Source organism: Pseudomonas frederiksbergensis (assembly GCF_900105495.1).
In the GTDB taxonomy this organism is placed as follows: Bacteria; Pseudomonadota; Gammaproteobacteria; order Pseudomonadales; family Pseudomonadaceae; genus Aquipseudomonas; species Aquipseudomonas frederiksbergensis.
Map to the genome: position 1 here is coordinate 4,497,405 of NZ_FNTF01000002.1, position 23,834 is coordinate 4,521,238.

A 23,834-nucleotide genomic window follows, 5' to 3' on the forward strand; every position below is an offset into this window, starting at 1 on the left:
CATACGATGGATCTCTGCAAATTCAGAGTGCCTTGAAATGGAACGGACCCTGCAAAACCCAATGACGGAAAAGACCGCGAGCGGATGGCTCAACGGGTTCATCGGCGTGCTGATTTTCAGCGGCTCGCTGCCGGCCACCCGGTTGGCCGTGCTGGAATTCGACCCGGTGTTCCTGACCGTTGCCCGAGCGGCGATTGCCGGGCTCCTGGCGCTTTGCATGCTGGTGCTGTTTAAAGAAAAACGCCCCGCCAAGCATCAGCTTATGCCTTTGGCGATCGTGGCAATGGGCGTTGTGGTGGGGTTTCCGCTGCTGACGGCGTTGGCGTTGCAGTACGTGACGTCGGCGCATTCCATCGTCTTCGTTGGTTTGTTACCGCTCGCCACTGCGGTGTTTGGTGTGTTGCGCGGCGGGGAACGACCACGGCCGGTGTTCTGGTTTTTCTCGGTGCTGGGCAGCACGTTGGTGGTGGGGTTTGCGCTCTCTCAGGGCCTGACCGCTTCGCCGACCGGCGACATCCTCATGCTGCTGGCCATCCTCGCCTGCGGGCTGGGTTATGCCGAAGGGGCGAAGCTTTCAAGAACCCTGGGCGGCTGGCAGGTGATTTCCTGGGCGTTGCTGCTGTCGCTGCCCGTCATGGTCCCGTTGACCTGGTTCATGGCTCCGGCTTCGTTTTCGGGAATTTCTACGTCGGCGTGGTTCAGCCTGGCGTACGTATCGATCTTCAGCATGCTGATCGGTTTTGTGTTCTGGTACCGCGGGCTGGCCCAAGGGGGGATTGCCGCCGTCGGCCAGTTGCAACTGCTGCAGCCGTTTTTTGGTTTGGCGCTGGCGGCCACGCTGCTTCACGAGCACGTCAGCATCGGCATGCTGGGGGTTACCGTCGCGGTGATCCTTTGCGTGGCCGGGGCACGAAAGTTTTCGAAGTGAGTGGGCGCGACAAGCGTTGCTGCCAGTTTCCGCCACTGGCGCGCTGGCATTCTTCTTTAGCCCGCTGGCCAGCGGCTGCTCATTGGCGGACGCGCTGATCCCAGCGCAAATATGTCTCTTTCGTCCGTGAACCTTGTATTGAAGTGCCAGTCATAGCCGAGCCGTGAATTCCACTTGCCCGCTCAGAGCTATTCATCCATGCGCCAACCCCGCCTGTCTTTTCGCGTTGCCTCGCTCTGTTTCATTCCTTTGCTTTCCCTGTTCGCCAACCCCGCCCACGCCGGTGCCGAAAGGCAGTTGGTGGAAGCCATCAACGACTACCGCGCTCATCCCGATCGCTGCTTGGGGCGCGCGGGGCGAGCGTTAACGCCGCTGGCATTGAAGTCGAACCTGGCCTTACCGATCGGCTATGGCGGCGGTTTGCGCGATCGATTGAAGGCATCGGGCTATCAGGCGGTGACCGTGCGCACGATTCGCGTGGTCGGTGCGCAGGATGCCGATGAGGCCTTCGACATGCTCCAGAGCGATTACTGCGGGGCATTGCTCGATACTCAATATGCCGACATTGGCGTCAGCCGCGCCCGGAGTGAGTGGCAGGTGGTGCTGGCGCAGCCCGTGCTGGACAGTCGCGCGGGTGATACGCGAGCCGTCAGCAAAGCGTTGCTGGCCCAGGTCAATGCGGCACGTTCAAAACCGCGCCTCTGCGGTCGTCAGCGCTTCGGCGCCGCACGGCCATTGGCCTGGAACGCAGCCCTGGGCGCAGCGGCGCAAGGGCACAGCAAGGCGATGGCCTACGGCAACTACTTCGCCCACCAGGACCCCGACGGTGACATGCCTGCGGACCGGGCCAGAGCCGCAGGTTTCCGTGGCCGGCAGATCGGCGAGAACATCGCTGCCGGCCAAGGCTCACCGAGCAAGGCCATGTCGGGCTGGCTGGCCAGCCCGGGGCATTGCGCCAACCTGATGAACCCGATGTTTACCCAGATGGGTGCAGCCTATGCCACTGACGCACGCAGTGATCGAGGCGTTTATTGGACAATGTTGTTTGGCGCGCCTTGAGTGATTGCGCGGCGCCTCATTTCGGGCGCCGCACCGCCCTCACCTTTGCACTGCCACCACCGCCGCAGAAAAACTGATCGCCGCCATCCGATTCAAGTCCCGACACCCCGACGCCGGCCGGCAACTTCACACTCTCCAGCACCTCGCCAGTGGTCGAATCGATATGGCGTAACTCACTCTCGTCTTCTTCCCAGGTGCCATGCCACAGCTGGCCCTCGACCCAGGTCACCCCGGTGACAAAGCGGTTGGATTCAAGGGTGCGCAAAATCGCGCCGGTCTCGGGATCGATCTGATGGATCTTGCGATCCCGATATTCGCCGACCCACAACGTTCCCTCCGCCCACGTCAGCCCTGAGTCACTCTCGCCAGGCGCCGGGATTGTCGCGAGTACACGGCCGGTCTGCGGGTCAATTTTCTGAATGCGATTCTCGGCGATCTGGAACAGGTGCTGGCCGTCGAAGGCGGTGCCGGCATGGGCGGCGACATCGATTGAACGCAGTGTCTTGCCGCTCGCCGGGTCCAGGGCATTGAGTTTGTCGCCGGTGGCAAACCACACGTGCTGACCGTCCCAGGTGACGCCATGCACCTTGTCGACACCGGCAAAGGGTCCATATTCACGGAGGATTTGAGCTGCTGACTGTTTCATGTTGGCATTCCTCGTTACGGGTGTGTGGCGTTCATCCTAGTCACCCGGCAGTGGCCCCGGGAGTAACAAGGTCGTCGCGAAACCCGGCAGCGGCGGAGTCATCCAGCGCCGTGCCCGACCGCGACCGAACGACTGCACCTTGCCCTCCCGGGCCAGTTCGTCGAGTGCCCGTTGCACCGTGCGCTGGCTGGCACCGAGGGCCAGGGCCAGGGCCGAACTGGACCACGACTCACCGTCAACGAGGAACGCGAACACCTGCGCGTGTTTCTCTTCGACGTGTTGCGCCAGCACCACCACGTCAGAGGCAACCAGCGCCACCAGGGCAAACCCGCGTTTGGTTGCAATCACGCCGGCCAAGGGTTTCAACGCCGCACGCAGTCGCCCGATTTCGACTCGCAACCGTGCGCGAAGGGACTCGTCGGCGTGCTTCAAACGAAAGGCCCGGGCAACCAGCGCTTCCCTCGACACGTCGGCCGGCCATGCTTCGGCCAGTGCCCGCGCGAGGGTGAACAAGACCGGGCGTGAGGCGAGGGAAACCGACATGCCAGCGCCACGCACGACGTAGCGACAGGCGTCGACGACCAGCGACGTGGATGCGAGCAACGCTTCCACCTCCTCCAGCAACAGTGGCCGCTCTTCGCCATGGGCAAGCAAACGCGCGACGGGCGTGTTCAGGACAAGGGCCGCGTTTTCCACCTCGGCCGTCAGCGCAGGAATATCGACGTCGCGCGCGGCATGCTCGGCCCTCATGAGTGCAGACCGCGCCTTGTTCGTCTCAAGTCGTCGCATCGCGATCCCTGCCACGACCAGTTCGTGAGCAGTGCGCAAGGCCGGCGGCAAAGGCGCGGGATCAAGCTCGGCGAGCAGCACGTCGGCCTCTTCAAGATGCCCGATCAGCAGCAAACGCCGAATCTGCAGATACCGCGCATGAGTGGCGTTCACCCGATCGCCATGTGCCTCAAGCGTCACCCGCGCCGTCTCGAGTGCCTTCACCGGCCAGCCCAGTTCCCGGGAGGCCAGCGCGATCTCGGCCTCGGCGACCACACACCGCGCCCGAGCCAAGGCCTCCTTCGGTCCAAAGGCCCGCGCCGCCCTCTGCACCAGCGCCTTGGCTCGCACCAGATCGCCGAGTTGCGCCATCGCAATCCCGCGCAACGCCAGCGCCGGCGCATCGTCGCGCAACGCGACCCGGTTCAGCGCACCGAGCGGATCACCCGCCGCCAGCGCCTGCGCTGCGGCCGTGATCAGCGAGTCCATCGCAATCCCGCCACCGTTGTCACTCCCACCGTCGGATGTTCGCTGTTGAGTCTATCTCACGATGCACAAGCACGAAGGAAGCCGCCTCCGGCAAATCCTCAAGCGGGGATCGGTTGTTCTTATCGGTGATTTAAAACGGTTGCTCAGCCTGACCAAACCAGACCTGAAAATACTCAGAGCCCCGCGTGGCTCCCGGTCTTTCTCAAATGTATAAGGGCCACACGACGCCCGTCCGGCGCCAATCGTTCCTCGACCCCGTACGGCACAAACCCGAGCTGCGGATACAGCAGCAACCCCGCCGTATTCTCGTTGAAGCACGAAAGCTGCACTTCACATGCCCGATGACGTTCGAACGCCAACTCCACCATCGTCTGCACCAAAAACTTCGCGACCCCTTTCCCTCGACCCGTGGGTGACACAATCACATTGCCGATCGCGCAAACGCCATCGCGCTCAAACCTGTAAAAGTTAGCAAAGCCCATCACAGAACCGTCCGCCTCAACCACCGTTGAGTCGGAACGTTGAGCAATCGAAGCCTGCAGTTGATCTGCCGTCAGCGGGTACTGCGCCTTCGGGAACATAAAAAACAGCTCTTGGGGATTTTGAGGAAAATCGCAAATCGTCAGGACATCTTCAGTGCGGACGGGGCGGTAGGTGAAGTGCATGGTCTGGATCCATCCAAATGTCGGGATGACAGATTACTTTTTGCAGGGGATGGATAAAAGTTTCCTTTTCAGCTTCACCACGGCTTAGGTCCGGCTTTTGCGACCAATGGCGCAAAGGCTCGGCAAATAGCCGTTGGCCACAGCGAAAACCGTCTATTCCGCTAGTCTTCGCCACTCGATCGGATATGGTTCCTCGACAACGCAGCACGCTACAAACAATTGCTTACAAATTAGAAATTCATTAAATCCGATCTTGTACTACCGAGTGTTAGTTTGTGCGCTTTATCGGGCCATGAGATGCCAAAGCCGTAATGATGCGCATCAAACTTCCTAGCGTTCGTGCCCTCGGTGCATACCTTTCACTCTCTTGCCTGTTTGCGGCTGCATGGTTCGTCAATCCTGCCAATACGCATTCCTCCTTTGCCCTGATAAGTCCAGTGATGGCAGTGGCTGGCCAAGTCGCCAAGCCCATTTATACCAGCCGCTTCGCCTCGTCCGGGCTGGTGGATTTCGTGCATTCCTCGGCAGTGACCGCCCTGCCCGACGGCAGCCTGATGACGGTCTGGTTCGCCGGCTCCCGCGAAGGCGCAGCCGATGTGCAGGTGCGCTCTGCCCGGTTCGACTCGAAAACCGGCGAGTGGGGGGCAGAAAAGGTATTGGCGACGCGGGATTCGACCCAACAGGGCACGCGAAAATACATTCGCAAGCTGGGCAATCCGGTGGTTGCCCTCGCGCCGGATAATCGCCTGTGGCTGTTCTACGTGTCGGTGTCCATGGGTGGCTGGGCCGGCAGCGCGGTCAATGTGATGGTGTCAGATGACTTCGGTGAAAGCTGGTCCGCCCCGCGGCAGTTGATCACTTCACCCTTTCTGAACATCAGCACCCTGGTCCGGTCGGCACCGGTATTTCATGCCGACGGTTCCATCGGTTTGCCGGTCTACCACGAGTTCCTGGGCAAGTTTGCCGAGTACCTCTACTTGAGCGCAGACGGCGATGTGATCGACAAATTCCGCATCAGCCATGGCAAAAACTCATTGCAACCCACGGTGGTTCCACTGGATGGCCAGCGCGGCATCGCCTTGCTGCGCTATGCCGGCGACACCCACCACCGTGTGCTGGCGACCCGCACCGAAGACGCCGGTCAAACCTGGAGCGAGCCTTATCCGCTCGATCCCTCGAACCCGAACTCTTCGTTGGCCGCCGTCGCGACGCCCGAACACGGGTTGCTGGTGGCGCTCAACGACCTGCAGGAGGGGCGCTTCAAGCTGAGCCTGTATGGCACCGACGCAAAAATGGACGATTGGCGTTCATTGCGGGACCTGGACAAGTCCCCTGACCCCGAAGGTGCTCCGTTTTCGCCCGAGGCCTACAAGGAAATCATCGGCAAAGAGTTTCGCGGTTCCAGCGGCGCGCTTCGCCAACCGCTGGAGGCACAGTTCCTGGACAACCTCGACAACCGTGTCTGTAAAAGCCAGGGGTGTGAATTTGAATATGAATACCCGTACTTCATCCGCAGCCCCGACGGGATGTATCACTTGGTTTATTCCTGGAACAACACCTTCATCAAGCACGTCACCTTCAACGATGCCTGGCTCAACGAGCGTCGCAAATGATCAGTCTGTGGCAAGCCCATGTCAGCTTCGCAATGATCATCTTCCTGATGCTGCCTTCTTTCGGCTTGCACAGGAGCTGGCGGATCGCCCTGTTGGCCGCATTGCTGGCCGTCAGCTTCATAGCGTTGGACGGGTTATCGTTAGCCGCCTATTTGCGCAGCTACATTGATGACCTGGCGATCACCTCCATGGTGTTCATGGCGTGGGGCTGCTTGCGTCGGCTGGATGTCCTGCCCCCTGCGCGGGGTAAAACCGGGGTATTGATCCTCTTTGCCGCGATGGCCGTGGTGCTGTACCCGGCAACCCTGGGCATGAGTGATCTGGACCCCTATCGGTTTGGCTACAGCCCGCGCGTCATGTTGATCTTCCTCGGCGTGCTGACCCTGGGCCTGTTTTACCTGCGCAACGGCCTGGCCGTCGTAATGCTGGCCAGCGCGACCCTGGCCTTCATCGCCGGGATCAAACCTTCGCAAAACTATTGGGATTACCTGGTTGATCCGCTGCTGGGCCTGTATTGCTGCGTGGCACTGCTGATGCTTGCCGTACGCTGGACGTATGGCCGGGCTACCAAGCGCCGCGGTGCAGCGTCCGGTTCCGTTTGAGATTTAACGACTTTATTAACAGGGGAACAGGGATGGGTTGGCTGCACTCGAGACGTTTACATTACTGGCTGGGCGCGACAGCGATTACCTTCGCGCTGTTTGCTGTGCTTCGGGTCATGTTCTTTTTCGGCTATTCCGGTTTCGACGCCAACGCCCTGATCGACAAAAATGACGTCCTGGAAACCCTGGGGATTGGCTTTCGTTTCGATTTGCGCCTGGCCATCCTGGCGATGTTGCCGTTGGCGTTACTGGCCTGGATTCCGCGCTGGAACCTGATCAACAGCCGCCTGCTTCGCCGCATCGCCCGCGTGTATCTGGTCGCAGCACTGAGCGTCCTGCTGCTGATTTACATCATCGACTTTGGCCATTACGCCTACCTGGGCGTGAGGATCAACGCCACCGTGCTGCGCTTCATCGAGGATGCGCAAATATCCCGTGACATGGTCTGGCAGACCTACCCGGTGATCTGGATTTCACTGGGTTGGCTGGCAACGGTCGCGTTGGTGACACTGGCCTTGGTGCGTCTGGAACGCGTAACGCTGGACCGCCCCCGCAAAGTCATACGCCGACTCTCTGCGGCGTTGGGTGGCGCGGTGATGGTCGTGGTGGTGCTGCTGGGCATTTTAGGTCGTGTCGAAAACATGAACCTTGAAAACCCGGTCCCGTTGCGCTGGAGCGATGCGTTCTTCTCGGGCAATAACCAGATCGCTGCGTTGGGCCTGAACCCGGTGTTGTTCCTCTACGACACGGTCAAGGTCGGCCAGTCGCGCTATGACGAAGCGCAAGTGCGCGAACACTACGCGGTGATGGCCAACTACCTGGGCGTGGACAAGCCCGACCCGCAAACCCTTGATTTCGTTCGTCACCAGGCGCCACAACCTTACAAAATACCGGGCTCCCGGCCGCCGAACGTGATGTTCGTCATGCTCGAATCGCTGGGCACCAGCGCCGTCGGGGCCTACGGCAACCCGATCAATCCGACGCCCAATATCGATCGTCTGGCCACGCAGAGCTGGTTTTTCGAGCACTTCTATGTGCCGGTGACGGGGACCGCAAAAACCGTCTGGGCCAGCATCAGCGGTGTGCCTGACGTCACCCGCCAGGAAACCGCGACGCGTAATCCGTTGATCACCAAGCAAAACACACTGATCAACGCCTTCACCGGTTACGAGAAGATCTACACCATCGGCGGCAACTCCGGCTGGGCCAACATGAATGCCTTGATCCGCCAAAGCATCGACGGCGTTCGCTTGTTCGAAGAGCGGGACTGGAAGTCCCCGGTGGTGGATGTCTGGGGGATTTCCGACCTGGACCTGTTCAAGGAAACCGACCAGATCCTGCAAGCACTGCCCAAGGACAAACCGTTCTTCGCCTATGTGCAGACGGCTGGCAACCATCGTCCCTTCACGATTCCCAAGACCAACGATGGCTTCGAGGTCAAGCACCCTACCCTGGCCGAAGTTCAGGCCGCAGGGTCGCGCAGTGTCGAGCAATACAACGCCGTGCGCTTGCTGGACTTCAATATCGGTCGCTTGATGGAAATCGCCAAGGCCGGCGGCTGGTACGACAACACCATTTTCGTGCTGTTTGGCGACCACAACACCCGCATCGCGCAGATTCCGTTCCTGGCACCGGCTTATGAACAATTGGGCCTGGAAAGCAACGCGGTGCCGATGATCATCCACGCACCGGGTTTGCTCGGCACGCGCAAGGTCGAAGAAGCGGTCGGCCTGGTGGACTTGCTGCCCACCGTGGCGGGCATGGCCGGTCTTGAGTTCCGCAACAGCGGCATGGGCCGTGACATTCAGCAGCCCGCGCCTGAGGGTGAACGCGTGGTGCCGTTGGTGCTGCGTGAGGGAACATTCCCGCTGATTGCCGGCGTGACTCAACACTACATGGTGCAGATGGAGCATGACGGCAGCTCGCCAAGCCTCCATGACCTGGCCTCACCGACGCCGCTGGACAACGTCGCCGAACAAAACCCGGAAGAGTTCAAACGCCTGTCGCAACTGACCCGCGCCATGCACGAAACCTCAAGGTTGATGCTGTACCAGAACGTGCGCAAGTAACGGCTTTCCCGCGTCTATGCTGCAAATAGACGCGGGGCCTTCCCCCGCCCCCCCGTAAAAGACTCTGCCTATTACGCCCTAATACTCCCCCTATTAGCTGACTTCCCAACTGGGGTCTAACCTTATCCGAGCGTCGGCACCATAAGCCGGCCGGTCAAGAACTGATAAGGAGATAGGAATGGGTCAGAAGCCTGACTAAACCTGCCGTAGGCCACCGTGCAGGCAACTCGATTGCCGCTGTTCAGAATTCCCGTGCGATCAAAAACAATCAGTTGATCAAACTGCTGGCCCTGCAGCCTGTGTCATTGGTTTCGCCCGTTGCTGTTTAACGCCCACGCTGGGCCGGATAGCCGGATGAATACGACCAAAGGTAGCTCACACATGGCAAACGAATCGAAATGCCCGTTTATTAGCGCCGCTGGCGGTGGCACGACAAACCGCGACTGGTGGCCGAACCAACTGAATCTGAAGATCCTCCATCAGCACTCCTCCCTGTCCGACCCCATGGACAAGGACTTCAATTACGCCGAAGCATTCAAGAGCCTGGACTTTGAAGCGGTCAAAAGCGACCTGACAGCGTTGATGACCGATTCCCAGGACTGGTGGCCGGCGGACTTCGGTCACTACGGGCCACTGTTCATTCGCATGGCCTGGCACTCCGCCGGTACGTACCGCACCGGTGACGGTCGTGGCGGCGCCGGTTCCGGCCAGCAACGCTTCGCGCCGCTCAACAGTTGGCCGGACAACGTCAGCCTCGACAAGGCACGTCGGCTGCTCTGGCCGATCAAGCAAAAATACGGCAACAAAATTTCCTGGGCCGACCTGATCGTCCTCACCGGCAACGTCGCACTGGAGTCCATGGGCTTCAAGACCTTCGGCTTTTCCGGCGGTCGTCCAGACGCTTGGGAACCGGATGAAGCCGTCTATTGGGGCTCGGAAAACAAGTGGCTGGGCGGCGACACCCGCTACGGCAAAAAAGACGAGCCCATGCAAGAACCCGGCGAAGGCCCACTTGTAGCTGAGCCAGGGGAAAACGAGGCTAGCCGCACTGAACAGGGGCGCAACCTGGAGAACCCGCTCGCTGCCGTGCAAATGGGCCTGATTTACGTCAACCCGGAAGGCCCGGAAGGCAACCCGGATCCGGTCGCTGCGGGCAAGGACATCCGCGAAACGTTCGGTCGCATGGCGATGAATGATGAAGAAACCGTGGCACTGATTGCCGGCGGCCACGCCTTCGGCAAGACCCACGGCGCCGGACCTGCCGACAATGTCGGCGCCGAGCCCGAAGCCGCTGGCCTCGAACAACAAGGCTTTGGCTGGAAGAACAGCTTCGGCACCGGTAAAGGCCCGGACACCATCACCAGCGGCTTGGAAGTGACCTGGACCACCACGCCCACGAAATGGAGCAACAACTATCTGGAAAACCTGTTCGGCTTTGAGTGGGAACTGAGCAAAAGCCCGGCCGGTGCGAACCAGTGGATACCGAAAAACAACGCCGGTGCCGGCATCATTCCGGATGCTCACGACCCGTCCAAGCGGCGTAATCCGACCATGCTGACCACCGACCTGGCGCTGCGGTTCGACCCGATCTATGAACCGATTTCGCGGCGCTTCCTGGCCAATCCAGACCAGTTGGCCGACGCGTTCGCCCGCGCCTGGTTCAAGCTGATCCACCGCGACATGGGCCCCCTCTCCCGCTACCTCGGCCCGGAAATGCCAAGCGAAGAGCTGCTGTGGCAAGACCCGATTCCAGCCGTCGATCATGCCTTGGTCAACGACAGCGACGTCGCTGCGCTCAAGAGCAAAATCCTCGATTCTGGCCTGAGCGTCTCGCAGCTTGTATCAACGGCTTGGGCGGCGGCTTCGACCTTCCGTGGCTCCGACAAACGCGGCGGCGCCAACGGTGGGCGCCTGCGCCTGGCTCCGCAGAAGTTCTGGCAGGCCAACCAGCCTGAGCAACTGGCGAGCGTGCTGGCGAAACTCGAGGGTATCCAAAGCGAGTTCAACAACAGCGGCAAGAAAATCTCGCTGGCTGACCTGATCGTGCTGGCCGGTAACGCCGGCGTCGAACAGGCGGCGAAAAATGCCGGTCAAACCGTGACGGTGCCTTTCTCACCTGGGCGGATGGATGCCTCCCAAGAGCAGACGGACGTGGAGTCTTTCGGCTTCCTCGAACCCATCGCCGATGGCTTCCGCAACTACCTCAAAGGCAAATACAGCGTCCCGGCCGAGCATCTGTTGATCGACAAGGCACAACTGCTGACACTCACCGCGCCAGAAATGACCGCGCTCATTGGCGGCATGCGTGTGTTGAACACCAACGTCGGACAAACCAGGCACGGTGTCTTCACCCAGCAACCGGAAGCGTTGACCAACGACTTCTTCAAAAACCTGCTGGACATGGGCGTGGAATGGAAACCGGTGTCGGAGGCTAATGAGGAGTTTGAAGGGCGCGATCGCAACACCGGCGAATTGAAATGGACCGGCACCCGCGTCGATCTCGTCTTCGGCTCGAATGCGCAGTTGCGAGCGTTGGCTGAAGTCTATGCAACCGCTGATGCGCAGGAGAAGTTCGTGAAAGACTTCGTCGCCGCGTGGGCCAAAGTGATGGACCTGGATCGCTTCGACCTCAGGTAACACCAGCGGTATCGCTGAAACTGCAACGCCTCCCACTGTGGAGGCGTTGTGCTTTTTTGTGTCGACTGCCCTGCGATCTGTCTCAACCCGTACAGGCGTAAGTTCCTACCGTCTTGCCGAAGGAATTTTTTTAACCGCACATAATCATTCGTTCATGAGTGACAGGAGAGGATCGCGAAAATGAGCGAGCGAATTTTGAGCTTCACCGATGAGCGTTATTGGGACGATAAAATCGCCACCAATGCCGAACAATTCCACGAAGCCGATCGGCTCGATATGGAAGCGTACAAACTGATTCAAGACGACCGAAGCCCCGAAGCATGGGCACGATTCACCGAGGCAAAGGCCAAGGCTGACGCGAAGCGAGCCGCTGCATTCCAGGACTGGGTGCGCCTGAAACGCATGATGACAAATGAGGTGAGCGATTGAGGATTCGATTGAAAGAACAGGAGGATTGTTCGCTTTCTTGATCGAAGTGGCGAGCAATCCCCTGATAGTTCATCCCATTTCGTTGATGTCGCCACGCCGAGCCATCCCGAAAAGATCACCCGCATTGTTCAGGATTTCAAAATCTTGATACTTGCGAAGGTTGATTCATCACGTGCCTGATCCAGCAAGCTCATCGGCCTTGCCAAGGGCAATGCCTGCGCAATCGATCTTGCTGTCACGAGGGGTTGCGATTCCGCCACCAAGCGCTCGTCGCTGGGTGGAATGCCGAAACACTCGCGATAGCACTTGGAAAAATGGGGTGTGGACACGAAGCCACAGACCACCGACAACTCTACGATGGAGATCGGCGTTTGCTTGAGCAACTGACGTGCGCGAATCAGGCGCAGTTTGAGGTAATACCGCGAAGGTGAAGAATGCAGGTATTTCTGAAACAACCGCTCAAGCTGGCGACGGGACAAGCCGACGTAATTCGCCAGTTCGTCCAGATCAATCGGCTCTTCCAGATTGGCCTCCATCAAGGCGACCACTTCCTGCAGCTTTGGTTGATGGGTACCGAGCATGTGCTTGAGGGGCACGCGCTGGTGATCCTGCTCGTTGCGGATTCGCTCGTAGACGAACATTTCGGAGATGGCCGCCGATAGCTCATGACCATGATCACGACTGATCAGGTGCAACATCATGTCCATTGGCGCGGTTCCACCGGAGCTGGTGAAGCGATCTCGGTCGAGGGTGAATAAACTGGAGCTGAGGTTCACTAGCGGAAAAGCTTCCTGCATGGCGGCCAGAAATTCCCAGTGCACACTGCAATCGAAGCCATCGAGCAGGCCCGCCTTGGCCAAGGCCCAACTGCCAGTGCACACGCCTCCGATCCGCTTCGAACGTCGCGCCAGGGTTCGCAACCAGGTTACGTGCTCCCGGGTTACAGCGCCTTGAATGCCAATGCCACCGCAGACGATCACGGTATCAAGCATCGGTGCGTTAATGATCGAGGTGTCCGGAGTGATCGGCATGCCGTCGCTTGCCCAGACCTGCTCTCCCCCCGAACTCAGAGTATGCCAACGATAGAGCTCTTGACCGGTCAACTGATTGGCCATGCGTAGAGGCTCTACTGCTGACGCCAGGGAGATCAACGTGAATTGGTCCAGCAGCAAGAAACCGACAGTTTGGGGAGGAGCGGCCTTGGAGGTGTCGTATGCCATCGAAGATTATTCTCGCAGTGACGGTAATGGCCCGTGGCGCAGGCGGCTTTTGCCGCCTCGCCACTGCTCGAGCACTGATGAGGTCGCCAGCAGATTTACGCTGGAGAACGCTGCTATGCACTTTCCGCCGACACCGCCCGCTGCGGCTGCCCATGGTGACGCGTGGTCACGAGGCCGATAAAGGAAATGGCTAACGCAAGACCGATGGTCGAAGAAACCTCCATACGGTGCTCGGGCGTCACCATCATCACCGCCAACGCGGCGCAGATGAACACGATGACCAACCAGGTGAGCCAGGGAAACAGCCACATCTTGAAGGTCAGCGTGACATTCTGCCGACGCAGAATCTTGCGCATGCGCAATTGCGACACGGCGATAACCAGATACACCAGCAAGGCGATGGCGCCGGAACTGGCGAGCAGGAACTGGAACAGTCCGGCAGGCATGAAATAGCTGAACAAGGTCACGCCGGCACCCAGTATGGTGCTGGCGATCACCGCAGCTCTCGGCACGCCCGCCGATGACGTCACCTTCAGCGGCTTCGGTGCATCACCGCGTTTGCCCAGCGAGAACAGCATGCGCGAGGAAATATAGATCGAGGAGTTCATGCAGCTGGCCACGGCAATCAAGACCACCACATCCACCAGTAACTTGGCGTGGGGAATGTTCATCAGTTCCAGCGCTCGCTGGTACGAGCCCACCGACGCCAGCAACGGATCGTTCCAGGGCACCACGGAAATGACCACGAAAATGGACAGCAGGTAGAACACCCCAATGCGCCAGATAACCGAACGTGTGGCTTTGGCGATGTTCTGCGCAGGATTGCTGGATTCGGCGGCGGCAATGGTCACCGCTTCTGTACCGATGAAGCTGAACATGATGGTGATGAACGCGCCTACGACCGCTGACAAGCCATTGGGCGCAAACCCGCCATGCTCCTCCATGATTCGGCTCAACCCGCTGGCTTCGCGCTCGGGAATCCAACCCATCAACACCGCAAAACCAAGGCCGATAAAGCCGATGATCGCCACGACCTTGGCCATCGCAAACCAGAATTCGAACTCGCCGTATTTGGACACGCTGAACAGATTGGTCACGACCAACAGAATGATCGACAGCAAGGCAAACAACCAGGTATCGATCTGCGGGAACCATTGGTTCAATACATGCCCGGCCGCGAGCGCCTCGATGGGTATCACCAGCACCCAGAACCACCAATAGAGCCAGCCGATGGTGAAGCCTGCCCAACGCCCGATAGCCTGGTCGGCGTAGGTGGAAAACGACCCGGTGTCCGGGTTGGCAACCGCCATTTCGCCCAGCATGCGCATGACCAGAACGACCAAAAGGCCGGAAAACAGATAAGCCAGCAATACCGCCGGACCAGAGGCCGCAATGGCATGTCCGGAACCAACAAACAAACCTGCGCCGATAATCCCCGCGATAGAAAGCATTGTGACGTGACGCGGTTTGAAACCCTGCGCCAACTGACCGTTCGAAACTGTGGAGTTCGGGTTATTCATCGTTATTTTTTGTTCTCTGGTGATCGACGTTAGGGCGTACTGACTGAGGGTCAGGCGATCATCATTGCTTCCTGTTGCCGCTTCACCAACGCGGCGCACCTCAAACGCTCCTGAGTTTCTAGATCAGGCATCACGGCTGCACACGGCCATGAAGTGACGCGCCACCTTACGCGTCTTGGCTCCAGCGAAAATAGCCTGAGTGCGCCACTTGCGAGTCTGATTTCGACATGCCCAAGCGCGCATCCGCGGTGATGCAAGCGGGCAGATCATCCTGCGCGAAGGTCATCGCGATGGTTGGGCAACAGCGACCTGATTACGTCCCAGCGCCTTGGCTCGATACAGTGCTTTATCGGCATTGTTCATCAAGCTGTGCAGATCGTGAATACCGGCATCCGTCGACGCTACGCCGAGGCTGGCCGTTATGCAGTGAACAGGCTCGATCATCAATCCAGCAACAGTCTGGATGAGCTCTTCTGCAATCTTGACGGCGACCTCAATGGAGGTGTCCGGGAGCAGAATGGCGAATTCTTCCCCACCTAGCCGGCCGTGGATATCCGTGGCACGAAAGGATGAACTGATGACCACACCCATTTGGCGCAAAACCTGATCCCCAACCTGATGGCCGTAGGTGTCGTTGATATGTTTGAAGTGATCCATGTCCAACATCACGGCGCACAACCCTGACCGGTTGGTTTCACATTCGTTGTACAGCTGCTGGGCATGCTCGAAAAAAGCTCGTCGACTCTTCAGGCCAGTCAACTCATCGGTTTGTGCTGCTCGGGTGGAAATGCTGTTCGCCTGTTCCATTTCTCGGGTTAGTCGAAAGGCGGTTTCCAGTGCTTCGGACATTTTTCGTGTCGCACGGGCAACAAATGACGCGAACACCAGCACCGAAAGTGCCATGCCGACTTGAATCGTGGACGATTGAAACAGCAGCCAGGCGGTGCACGGCAACAGAACCAGTCCCATGGACACTAGTGTCATAGAAAGGTAGGCCGAGTAGCAGGAGACCGCGCTGACAGACATCCCGACAGTAAAGAGCATGACCAGCGCCTGCGACAAAAGATCGTCTGCTGGCATGACAACGAATGCGCCGCCTCCCCAGATACTGGCGGACAGCACGAGCGTGCTCCAGTACTTGCCTTCCCAGCGTTGAGGCGTACGTTCACTTTCGTCGCTGCGAAAATAGGCAACAAACATCGAGATGCGTAGTAGCGTCGACCCGCTCAGTAAGGCCAGCCACCAAAAAATAACGCTGTGTTCAAAACGGTCCCAACACAGCCAGCACAGCATGATGGCAGCGAGGTAACTACCAAAAACCGCAGAAAATGATTGGCGAAACAGTTGATGCAATCGGTCAGTTCGCACCTGCTCGGCGATGAAAAACTCTTGGTCAATCCCAGAGCCTGGGCCATCCATGTGATCCACCTGATCATGACTCAGCCAAAAGAAACTATTGTGGCACCCTGCCACCAACGCGAACAACCCAATTACGCTCGTGGTCGCGAGCACGGCAGCGCACTCGCGATGAACGTAGCCTGATAGCAGCGGGGAACTTGTCTTCCGGCATTCCAGACTTAACCGCCAAATTGGCTCAACACCTTCTTTTCCGACGCATAACCTGTCCTTGTGGAATTACTTCTTAATCTTTCACTCCTTGCTGCCGATGCCTCTAGCATAGGGCATAGGAGCAATACAAATGAGAAACAACCAACCGGTTACGCAGCGCGAGGTTGCCCTTGGACCTCAACAAAAACTCATCTCGACAACGGATGCACGGGGCGTCATCACATACTGCAATGACGCCTTCGTTGATATCAGTGGTTTCAACAAGTCCGACCTGATCGGCGCGCCTCAAAACATCGTTCGTCACCCTGATGTACCCTCCGCCATCTTTGCCCATATGTGGGGCGCGCTGAAGCAAGGCAAGCCGTGGATGGGCATCGTCAAGAATCGCTCCAGGAACGGCGACCACTACTGGGTCAACGCCTACGTCACGCCGATTTTCGAAGGGCGTGAGGTCGTTGGCTATGAATCGGTCAGGGTCAAGCCGACGGCCGAGCAAATCCGTCGCGCCGAAGCCCTCTATAAACGCATCAGCCTTGGAAAATCAGCCATCCCTGCTAGCGATCAATGGCAACCCGCCCTGCTCGCCTGGTTGCCTGTTGTCACGATCGGGTTGGTGGGGACGCTGGGTGGCATGTTCCTCGGCGCACCTGAGGCTTTCATTTTGGCCGTCGGGGTATCGATTCCGATCGGGTTGCTTGTGTCCCGCAGGCAAAACCGAGGGGCGCTGCATCTGCTGGAAATGGCTGAGGCCTCTACCTCCGACTCATTACTGGCCAAAATGTACAGCGATGAACGCGGTGCTCAGGCACGCCTTGAAACGGCATTTGTCAGTCAGGCGTCCAGGCTCAAGACCTGCCTCACGCGGCTACAAGACACGGCAGAACAACTGACCAGTCTGGCGGGGAGATCCGATGGCCTCGCCGCCGATAGCTCTCGTGGACTGGACCGTCAACGGGTCGAGACCGAGCAGGTGTCGGCCGCAGTCAATCAAATGGCGGCCACCACGCAGGAGGTCGCCAGCCACGTCCAGCGTACTGCTGACGCCACTCAAGAGGCCAATGTGCTGACCGGACGTGGACGCGAAGTGGCCCGAGACACTCGAGAAGCCATTCAGCGCCTCTCCGTCGTGGTGGGCGAGACAGGGCTGACGGTGGCGCAGTTAGCCAAGGACAGCCATGAGATCGGGGCGGTGGTGGATGTCATCAAAGGCATTGCCGATCAGACTAACCTGCTCGCGCTCAACGCAGCCATCGAAGCCGCCCGCGCGGGCGACATGGGTCGAGGCTTCGCGGTAGTCGCGGATGAAGTGCGTCAGTTGGCCCAGCGCACGACTCAGTCCACGATCCAAATCCATAACCTGATTTCCAAGTTGCAGGTCTCATCCAGCAACGCGGTTAAAACCATGGAAAGCGGTCATCGACAGGCCGAAGAAGGCGTGACGTGGGTGCTCGAGGCAGACAAGGCATTAGTCGGCATCAGTGAGGCCGTCGCGAACATCACGGACATGACTACCCAGATTGCCGCTGCGACTGAAGAGCAGACCGCCGTCGCCGAGGAAATCAGCCGCAATATCACGACCATTGCCAATCTGGCGGACCAAACATCTGAACAAGCCAAGCATTCGGCAGAGCTGAGCAAGGAGTTAACCCAGACCGCTAAAACCCAGTATTCATTGGTCGAGCGGTTTAACCGATAACCCATCAACTTTCGTAAAAAAGCCCGCTCCTGCGGGCTTTACATTTCAGGCGCCTGGGATGGCGGTCAAAAGGCTAAATGCCGGGTCAGTTGATCAACCGGCGGTGACGGTCATGCCGCCGTCGGCCATGACCACGGAGCCGACGATGAAGCTTGCGCGGTCCGAGGCGAGAAATGCCACAACTTCGGCGATTTCCTCTGGCTGTGCAGCACGACCGATGGGGGCAGCTTCACCGTGCCGGGCCAAGAAGCCAGGGCCGTCGTCAACCACGTCGTTGAGGATATTGGTCACCACGTCGCCGACACCGATGGCATTGACTCGAATGCCATGCTCAATCACCTCGAGCGCCAGCGTGCGGGTCAACTGGGCCAATGCGCCTTTGGAAGCGGTGTAAGCGGCAATGGTTGGGAATGCGAAATAGGATGCGTAAGAGGCGATGTTGACGATAGCTCCCGATTTGTTGGGCATCATCGCCTTGACCGCTTCGCGGCAATGCAGGAAGGCCGCGGTTGCGTTGACCGCCTGGATGCGCTCCCAGTCTGCGCGGGTCATGTCGATGACTAACTTATTGATGATGATCCCGGCGTTGTTGACCAGAATGTCCAGCCGGCCAAACTTCTCGACGGCCAAACCGACTGCGCGCTCGGCGACGCCGTCTTCGGTGATGTCGGCTACCAGCGGCACTAACCCGGGGCGGGCGAGTTCTTCGACGCAGGGATTGCGGTCTTCAGCAATGACCTTGGCGCCACGCGCGTGCAGCAACAGTGCGATAGCCTTGCCGATGCCACTGGCGGCGCCGGTGACCAGCGCAACCTTGCCTTCGACTTCGTTGGGAATGCTGTGATTGATCTCAGTCATGGTGCTCTCCTGCCTTGCAAGCCGACGAGATATTCGGCGGCTCAGCGCCCGTGAGGCGCTGTCGTTATCGACGGCTTCACTGTCTCGCAATAGGGAGGGTTGGGCTTTCGCAGGCTTGCCGAAGCTGTCGGAGTTTTGCGCCAACGTTAAAGCCTCTGATGGAAGCCGAGGCTACGGTATTCTATCGACGCCAGCCCCCCATCTGAGGGTGTTTCGATGGAGCCTCCTGTGCACCAGCCTGAAAATGAAGTCCTGAAACCGAAGGGTGCTCAGCGCATCACGGCCGAATCGATGCCGCATCATCTGCCGGGAACACCGCAGGTGTATGCGCTGCTCCCGCAGATGCAGGATGTGATGGTGCAGTTGTTCAGCCATCACAGTACCGTCGAGCCGATACTAGTGCCCGCGGTGGTCGAGCCGCTGCTGGTATTGGTCCTGGCAGGAACGGCCAGGGTCGAGGAGCGCTCCCTCGGTGGGGAATGGAAAGCCGTCAATGTGCAGGCTGGCGACTTCTTTCTCACCAACACAAGCGAGCCTTACGAGATGCGTTGGCAGACTATGGGGTGCGACACCTTCGAAGTGATGCATCTGTATCTCGGCCTTCCACTGATCGATCGGGCTGTCCGTGATCTTCTGGGCGAGCACACCGATCCGGTGACCTTCCTCGAGATCTCCGGTGCCCAGGATGAGCGGGTAAATTTCATGCTTGATCAGTTGCGCTTCGAGCTAACCGAGGAGCGTACGCCCAGCCTGTTGTTCGTACACAGCCTGGCTCAGGCGCTGACCGTTCATCTGTTACGCCGTTATCTCGATCCGCAGAGCACTACCCGACGCAGCAACGCACTACAAGCCTACAAACTGCGCCGCGTCATCGATGCCATGAACGAGCGCCTGGCCGATGACTTCCGCCTTGCCCATTTGGCTCATATCGCCGATTTGAGCGAGTATCACTTCAGCAGGATGTTTAAACGTGCCACGGGGCTGTCACCATCGCAGTACTTCATCCGCCTGCGCATGAGTCGCGCCCGGCATCTACTGCTTGAGACCAATCGCAGCATTATTGATGTCGGATTGGAAGTCGGTTATTCCAGCCCCGGCCATTTCTCCCAGGTTTTTCGTCGGGAGGTGGGGGTCACGCCCAGCGCCTACCGCCAAGCGTGACATGCCCTACCGTTTCTGCGAGGCGCTCGCTCGAATCGAGTATCCCGCCTGCGCATGTAAGCCGCCCCGCCTGCTCAGCCCCTGCGCGATTAGTGGATCTTGAGGTTTGTCGCCAGAAAGTCCATGAAGGCTCTGACACGTGTGGGCAACTTTCCTCCCTGCCCTACGTAAACCGCATGCACTTCAGTCTTCGCGATGGGCATGAAGTCCTCTAAAACCGGGACAAGGCGCCCGTCCGCCAGATCGTGCTCGACCTGGCAAAACCCTACGCGCGCGAGGCCGAGCCCGAGGATTGCAAGTTCTCGTACTCCATTACCGTCACTGGTCCGTGCGTTGCCGGTAACGGACACCGGTGTTAGCTGGCCGTCTGCGCTGACGAAGCTCCACTCCATCATCGGTGGGCTGAAGGTGAACCCCAGACAGTTGTGGTCTACAAGCTCGGCTGGAGTTTTGGGTATGCCGCGTGCTGCAAGGTAGGCCGGCGATGCCACGATAAGACCTCTCGTCTCGCCCAAACGCCTGGCCACGAGATTGGAGCTTTTGAGCGGTCCGCTGCGGATGGCCACGTCAGCCCGTGCGCTGATCAGGTCGACGACTTCGTCGCTGAGGAAAACCTCCACCGATACTCCAGGGTGGTGCTGCAAGAACGTCTTCAATAGAGGCAGCAGAAACAGACGCCCGATATCGACATTGCAATTGACCCGCACTGTTCCCTGAGGTGCGGAGCTGGCTGCTGCCTCCTGCTCAGCCTCATCGACCGCCGCCAGGATAGTCAGGCTGCGCTCATAGAACGCGGCCCCTTCAGGCGTGAGCAACTGCCGCCTTGTTGAGCGATTGAGCAAACGCGTTCCCAAGCGGTTTTCCAGCCTTGAGACGAGCTTGCTGACCGCTGATGGGGTCATCGCACAGTTCTTGGCGGCAGCCGTGTAGCCGCCATCTTCAACGACCCTGACGAACACGTTCATTTCGGCGAAGCAGTTTATGTCCAACCGTCTCATATGAATTCAAGTCACAAGTTGTATGCCCCAGGACCGGCTATATCTGCCGCGTTGCCACTCATACTCTAATCCAGAGCCTGAAAGGCGGACGTGAAATTCAGCAAACGACATGCCACCACTTGGATACCAAGTTTGGAGGGTGAGATGAATAGCGAGATAAAACTGGTCCTGATTCACGGTGCTCAGGATGAAGAAGGACTGAACACTGCACTGCTGAAATGGGTTTCTGATGTTTTAGCGCAACGTGCTGAGTTCGCGCCTTGGTATATGGAACCTGCCAACCTCATAGCCAAGCCAGACAATAAGGCCGTGATGCAGCGACAGGAAAGTCTTCGCCATTTGGCCGAGGCTGATGCATTCCTGATCATTACATCGGAACTGACCAATGTTTATCACTCCGAGCTGAAGGCATTCATTGACCAGGTTTCGATTCGCTGGCACGCAAAACCGGTGGCATTCGTCGGCTACGGCGGGGCGTCGGGTGGACGTTACGCGATTGATCAGCTTCGCCAGGCACTGGCCGAGCAACACGCGGTACCCATCTGCAATTTCGTGTCCTTCCCTAATCCTTGGGCGCTAATCGATGAGGCCGGGGTTATACGTCAGCCTGATCAAGCCAGGCTTCCAATGGCTCGAATGCTGGTACAGCTGAACTGGTGGGCGAGAGCCCTGAAGGCTGCGCGACAACAGATGCCCTATGAACGGGTGAGCTAAACCTCAGTGCAAAGGCGTGCCGCAGAAATAGGCAAAGGTTACGGAGTATTCGACTAACGGAAAGTTGTTGCCCGTCCTTAACCTTGTTTCCAGACCCGCTTCCTGGGCAAACAGAAGAGGAAACCAATCATGTTGAACATCAAAGACAAAGTCATCGCAATCACCGGCGCAAGCAGCGGTATCGGTGAGGCTACCGCGCGACTGCTGGCTAGCCAAGGCGCGAAAGTAGTGCTCGGCGCCCGTCGTACTGACCGACTTGAAAGGATTGCTGGCGATATCAACGCCTCCTCCGGCAGCGCTGAATTCCGTGCTCTGGACGTCACGGACCGAAAGGATGTCCAAGACTTCATCGACTTCGCCGTTACCCGGTTCGGTCGTGTTGATGTGTTGGTGAATAACGCTGGCGTGATGCCTCTTTCCAAACTTGAGGCACTCAAGGTGGATGAGTGGGACCGTATGATTGACGTGAACATTCGCGGAGTTCTGCACGGTATCGCTGCCACGTTGCCGCTGATGCAGCGCCAACGGGCTGGGCAGATCATCAATATTGCCTCTATTGGTGCCTATGCCGTGAGTTCGACTGCGGCCGTTTACTGCGCCACCAAATACGCTGTCCGGGCCATTTCCGAAGGCCTTCGTCAAGAGGTTGGAGGCGATATTCGGGTTACCGTCATCGCTCCTGGTGTTACTGAGTCCGAGCTGGCCGAGAGCATCTCTGATGAGGGCGGTCGCGCCGAGATGAAAGAGTTTCGCAAGATCGCGATTTCGGCCGACGCCATCGCACGAGCGATTGCCTATGCCGTGGAACAACCTGCGGACGTGGATGTAAGCGAGCTGATCGTTCGGCCCACGGCGAGCCCATTCTGACGGAGTGCGCAATGGCGACGCGGGCCTTCCTGCTGGCCTTTTTGTACTCGGAATGTAAGCCCCGCGTGCCCTGCCTCACCCTGATGCGACGAGACATCGAGGGATCGCGGGCACAAGATTGCGCGGGGCCAACATTCAGGCACACGTTCAAAACGTTGTGCGTTTTCACACAACCTGAACCATCGCCAGATTCACCCGCTTCAGACTCGAGCAGGTGACACGATGATTTTCACGTTGTGCTCCTTGTTGTTGACCAGTTCCTCGAAGCCCTGCCCCACAATCTGCTCCAACTGAATGCGCCCGGTCACCAGAGGTGTGATGTCCAGCCGACCGTCAGCGATAAAAGCAATCACATCAGCGAACTCACCGTTATAGGCCAGCGCGCCCAGCACTTGTTTTTCAGTAGCCACCAACTCGAAGAAGTTGAACTCGCTGGGCTCCTCAAAGATCCCCACCAGTACGCACTTGCCGGCCTTTCGGATCAGATCGATCGCCAGTTTGGCCGTGTGTTTATTGCCGATGCATTCGAAGCTGACATCCGCCCCGAGCCCACCCGTCAGGCGCCGCACCTCAGCCAACGCATCGCACTCATTGGGATCGAGCACGTGGTTCGCCCCCACTTCCAGGGCCTTGGCCTTGCGTGCTGCAGACATTTCCAGAGCGATCACCTGAGCCGCACCGGCAGCCTTGGCGCACATGATGGTGCACAGGCCAATGGTGCCTGCACCGACCACCACCACATTCTGCCCGAGCAGGCTCCCGGCTTTTTTCACCGCATGCATGCCCACCGCCAGCGGCTCGATCAGTGCCCCGGCTTCGGCAGGAAAGTTTGCCGGCAATTTGTACAGCAGATTGGCCGGCACGTTGACCAGTTCGGCGAAGGCGCCATTGTTCATCAGCCCGGTGAAGGCCAGGTTCTCGCAGATGTTGTACAGCCCATGGGTGCAGTAGTAGCAGGTGCCGCAATGTTGGCAGGCATCGGCCGCCACCGGTTCGCCGACAGTGAAACCCTGGACATCGGCGCCGAGTTCGACGATCTCACCGCAAAACTCATGTCCGAGAATGCACTGGCCCTTGATCCCGGTCAGCGGGTGCGGCGCGTCGACCGGTATGAACACCGGCCCGGCCACGTACTCATGCAAATCGGAACCACAAATTCCGCACCATTGCACACGGATTTGCACCCAGCCGGCGGGCGGTGCTATTGGCAGCGGAACGTCTTCGACGCGGATATCGTTGCGGCCATGCCAGACCGCTGCACGCATGCTGCGTACCGGATTGATTGAAAGGCTCATAGCAAAATCTCCTTGAAATCGTTGGTCCTGG

The 23,834-nt window shown here is 58.8% G+C and carries 20 protein-coding genes and 1 pseudogene; 12 read left to right on the forward strand and 9 right to left on the reverse strand.

Features of this window, described 5'->3' with window-relative positions; genetic code table 11:
- Positions 1-37 precede the first annotated feature (37 nt).
- Both BLW70_RS21035 and BLW70_RS21040 read left to right on the forward strand, forming a co-directional pair.
- Complete coding sequence (locus tag BLW70_RS21035; protein ID WP_074877223.1) at positions 38-928, forward strand: DMT family transporter; 891 nt, start codon at positions 38-40, stop codon at positions 926-928.
- 198 nt (positions 929-1,126) lie between these two features.
- Positions 1,127-1,987: a CAP domain-containing protein gene (locus BLW70_RS21040; protein ID WP_074877225.1), complete on the forward strand. Its 861-nt coding sequence runs from the start codon at positions 1,127-1,129 to the stop codon at positions 1,985-1,987.
- Between the two features lie 16 nt (positions 1,988-2,003).
- On the opposite strand, the gene BLW70_RS21045 is transcribed toward BLW70_RS21040, so the two are convergent.
- The 3 genes from BLW70_RS21045 to BLW70_RS21055 all read right to left on the reverse strand — a co-directional run bounded on the left by BLW70_RS21045 (position 2,004) and on the right by BLW70_RS21055 (position 4,555).
- Positions 2,004-2,633, reverse strand: a complete 630-nt coding sequence (locus BLW70_RS21045; protein ID WP_074877226.1) for a Vgb family protein — start codon at positions 2,631-2,633, stop codon at positions 2,004-2,006.
- 36 nt (positions 2,634-2,669) lie between these two features.
- Complete coding sequence (locus BLW70_RS21050) at positions 2,670-3,890, reverse strand: helix-turn-helix domain-containing protein (protein WP_074877228.1); 1,221 nt, start codon at positions 3,888-3,890, stop codon at positions 2,670-2,672.
- A 173-nt stretch (positions 3,891-4,063) separates the two neighbouring features.
- On the reverse strand, positions 4,064-4,555 hold the full coding sequence (locus BLW70_RS21055) for a GNAT family N-acetyltransferase (RefSeq protein WP_074877229.1): 492 nt from the start codon (positions 4,553-4,555) through the stop codon (positions 4,064-4,066).
- A 314-nt stretch (positions 4,556-4,869) separates the two neighbouring features.
- Between BLW70_RS21055 and BLW70_RS21060 the strand changes: the two genes are divergently transcribed.
- The 5 genes from BLW70_RS21060 (at position 4,870) to BLW70_RS21080 (ending at position 11,905) form a co-directional block, all read left to right on the forward strand.
- The gene (locus BLW70_RS21060) at positions 4,870-6,168 is read left to right on the forward strand and encodes a sialidase family protein (RefSeq protein WP_074880730.1); all 1,299 of its coding nucleotides are present in this window, start codon (positions 4,870-4,872) and stop codon (positions 6,166-6,168) included.
- Positions 6,165-6,770: a hypothetical protein gene (locus BLW70_RS21065; RefSeq protein WP_074877231.1), complete on the forward strand. Its 606-nt coding sequence runs from the start codon at positions 6,165-6,167 to the stop codon at positions 6,768-6,770. The genes BLW70_RS21060 and BLW70_RS21065 overlap by 4 nt, the downstream gene beginning before the upstream one ends.
- A gap of 32 nt (positions 6,771-6,802) precedes the next feature.
- On the forward strand, positions 6,803-8,839 hold the full coding sequence (locus tag BLW70_RS21070; RefSeq protein ID WP_074877232.1) for an LTA synthase family protein: 2,037 nt from the start codon (positions 6,803-6,805) through the stop codon (positions 8,837-8,839).
- A gap of 381 nt (positions 8,840-9,220) precedes the next feature.
- Positions 9,221-11,476 (forward strand): catalase/peroxidase HPI, encoded by a 2,256-nt coding sequence (katG, locus tag BLW70_RS21075; RefSeq protein WP_074877234.1) that lies wholly within the window; start codon positions 9,221-9,223, stop codon positions 11,474-11,476.
- A gap of 180 nt (positions 11,477-11,656) precedes the next feature.
- Positions 11,657-11,905 (forward strand): hypothetical protein, encoded by a 249-nt coding sequence (locus BLW70_RS21080; RefSeq protein ID WP_074877236.1) that lies wholly within the window; start codon positions 11,657-11,659, stop codon positions 11,903-11,905.
- Positions 11,906-12,033: 128 nt separating this feature from the next.
- Here the strand turns inward: BLW70_RS21080 and gbdR are convergent, their stop codons facing one another.
- The 3 genes from gbdR to BLW70_RS21095 all read right to left on the reverse strand — a co-directional run bounded on the left by gbdR (position 12,034) and on the right by BLW70_RS21095 (position 16,064).
- Complete coding sequence (gbdR, locus tag BLW70_RS21085; RefSeq protein WP_074877238.1) at positions 12,034-13,125, reverse strand: choline metabolism transcriptional regulator GbdR; 1,092 nt, start codon at positions 13,123-13,125, stop codon at positions 12,034-12,036.
- Positions 13,126-13,238: 113 nt separating this feature from the next.
- The gene (gene gabP / locus BLW70_RS21090) at positions 13,239-14,645 is read right to left on the reverse strand and encodes a GABA permease (protein WP_074880732.1); all 1,407 of its coding nucleotides are present in this window, start codon (positions 14,643-14,645) and stop codon (positions 13,239-13,241) included.
- 282 nt (positions 14,646-14,927) lie between these two features.
- Positions 14,928-16,064 carry a GGDEF domain-containing protein gene (locus tag BLW70_RS21095; protein ID WP_074877240.1) on the reverse strand — a complete coding sequence of 379 codons (1,137 nt, stop codon included), beginning with the start codon at positions 16,062-16,064 and terminating at the stop codon, positions 14,928-14,930.
- Positions 16,065-16,344: 280 nt separating this feature from the next.
- Here BLW70_RS21095 and BLW70_RS31540 point away from each other — a divergent pair.
- Positions 16,345-16,611 (forward strand): annotated as a pseudogene (locus tag BLW70_RS31540) (PAS domain-containing protein); the annotation flags it as partial.
- 234 nt (positions 16,612-16,845) lie between these two features.
- Positions 16,846-17,910: a methyl-accepting chemotaxis protein gene (locus tag BLW70_RS21100; RefSeq protein ID WP_413037964.1), complete on the forward strand. Its 1,065-nt coding sequence runs from the start codon at positions 16,846-16,848 to the stop codon at positions 17,908-17,910.
- 93 nt (positions 17,911-18,003) lie between these two features.
- Here the strand turns inward: BLW70_RS21100 and BLW70_RS21105 are convergent, their stop codons facing one another.
- Positions 18,004-18,768: an SDR family NAD(P)-dependent oxidoreductase gene (locus BLW70_RS21105; RefSeq protein WP_074877245.1), complete on the reverse strand. Its 765-nt coding sequence runs from the start codon at positions 18,766-18,768 to the stop codon at positions 18,004-18,006.
- A 216-nt stretch (positions 18,769-18,984) separates the two neighbouring features.
- On the opposite strand from BLW70_RS21105, the gene BLW70_RS21110 reads away from it, so the two are divergent.
- Positions 18,985-19,929, forward strand: coding sequence for a helix-turn-helix domain-containing protein (locus BLW70_RS21110; RefSeq protein ID WP_074877247.1), 945 nt, complete (start codon positions 18,985-18,987; stop codon positions 19,927-19,929).
- An 89-nt stretch (positions 19,930-20,018) separates the two neighbouring features.
- Here BLW70_RS21110 and BLW70_RS21115 read toward each other — a convergent pair whose 3' ends face one another.
- Positions 20,019-20,927, reverse strand: a complete 909-nt coding sequence (locus BLW70_RS21115; RefSeq protein WP_074877249.1) for a LysR family transcriptional regulator — start codon at positions 20,925-20,927, stop codon at positions 20,019-20,021.
- Between the two features lie 144 nt (positions 20,928-21,071).
- Between BLW70_RS21115 and BLW70_RS21120 the strand changes: the two genes are divergently transcribed.
- Positions 21,072-21,641, forward strand: a complete 570-nt coding sequence (locus BLW70_RS21120; protein ID WP_074877250.1) for an NADPH-dependent FMN reductase — start codon at positions 21,072-21,074, stop codon at positions 21,639-21,641.
- A 129-nt stretch (positions 21,642-21,770) separates the two neighbouring features.
- Complete coding sequence (locus tag BLW70_RS21125) at positions 21,771-22,508, forward strand: SDR family oxidoreductase (protein ID WP_074877252.1); 738 nt, start codon at positions 21,771-21,773, stop codon at positions 22,506-22,508.
- Positions 22,509-22,708: 200 nt separating this feature from the next.
- On the opposite strand, the gene BLW70_RS21130 is transcribed toward BLW70_RS21125, so the two are convergent.
- Positions 22,709-23,773, reverse strand: a complete 1,065-nt coding sequence (locus BLW70_RS21130; protein WP_235865047.1) for a 2,3-butanediol dehydrogenase — start codon at positions 23,771-23,773, stop codon at positions 22,709-22,711.
- Positions 23,774-23,834: the final 61 nt, after the last annotated feature.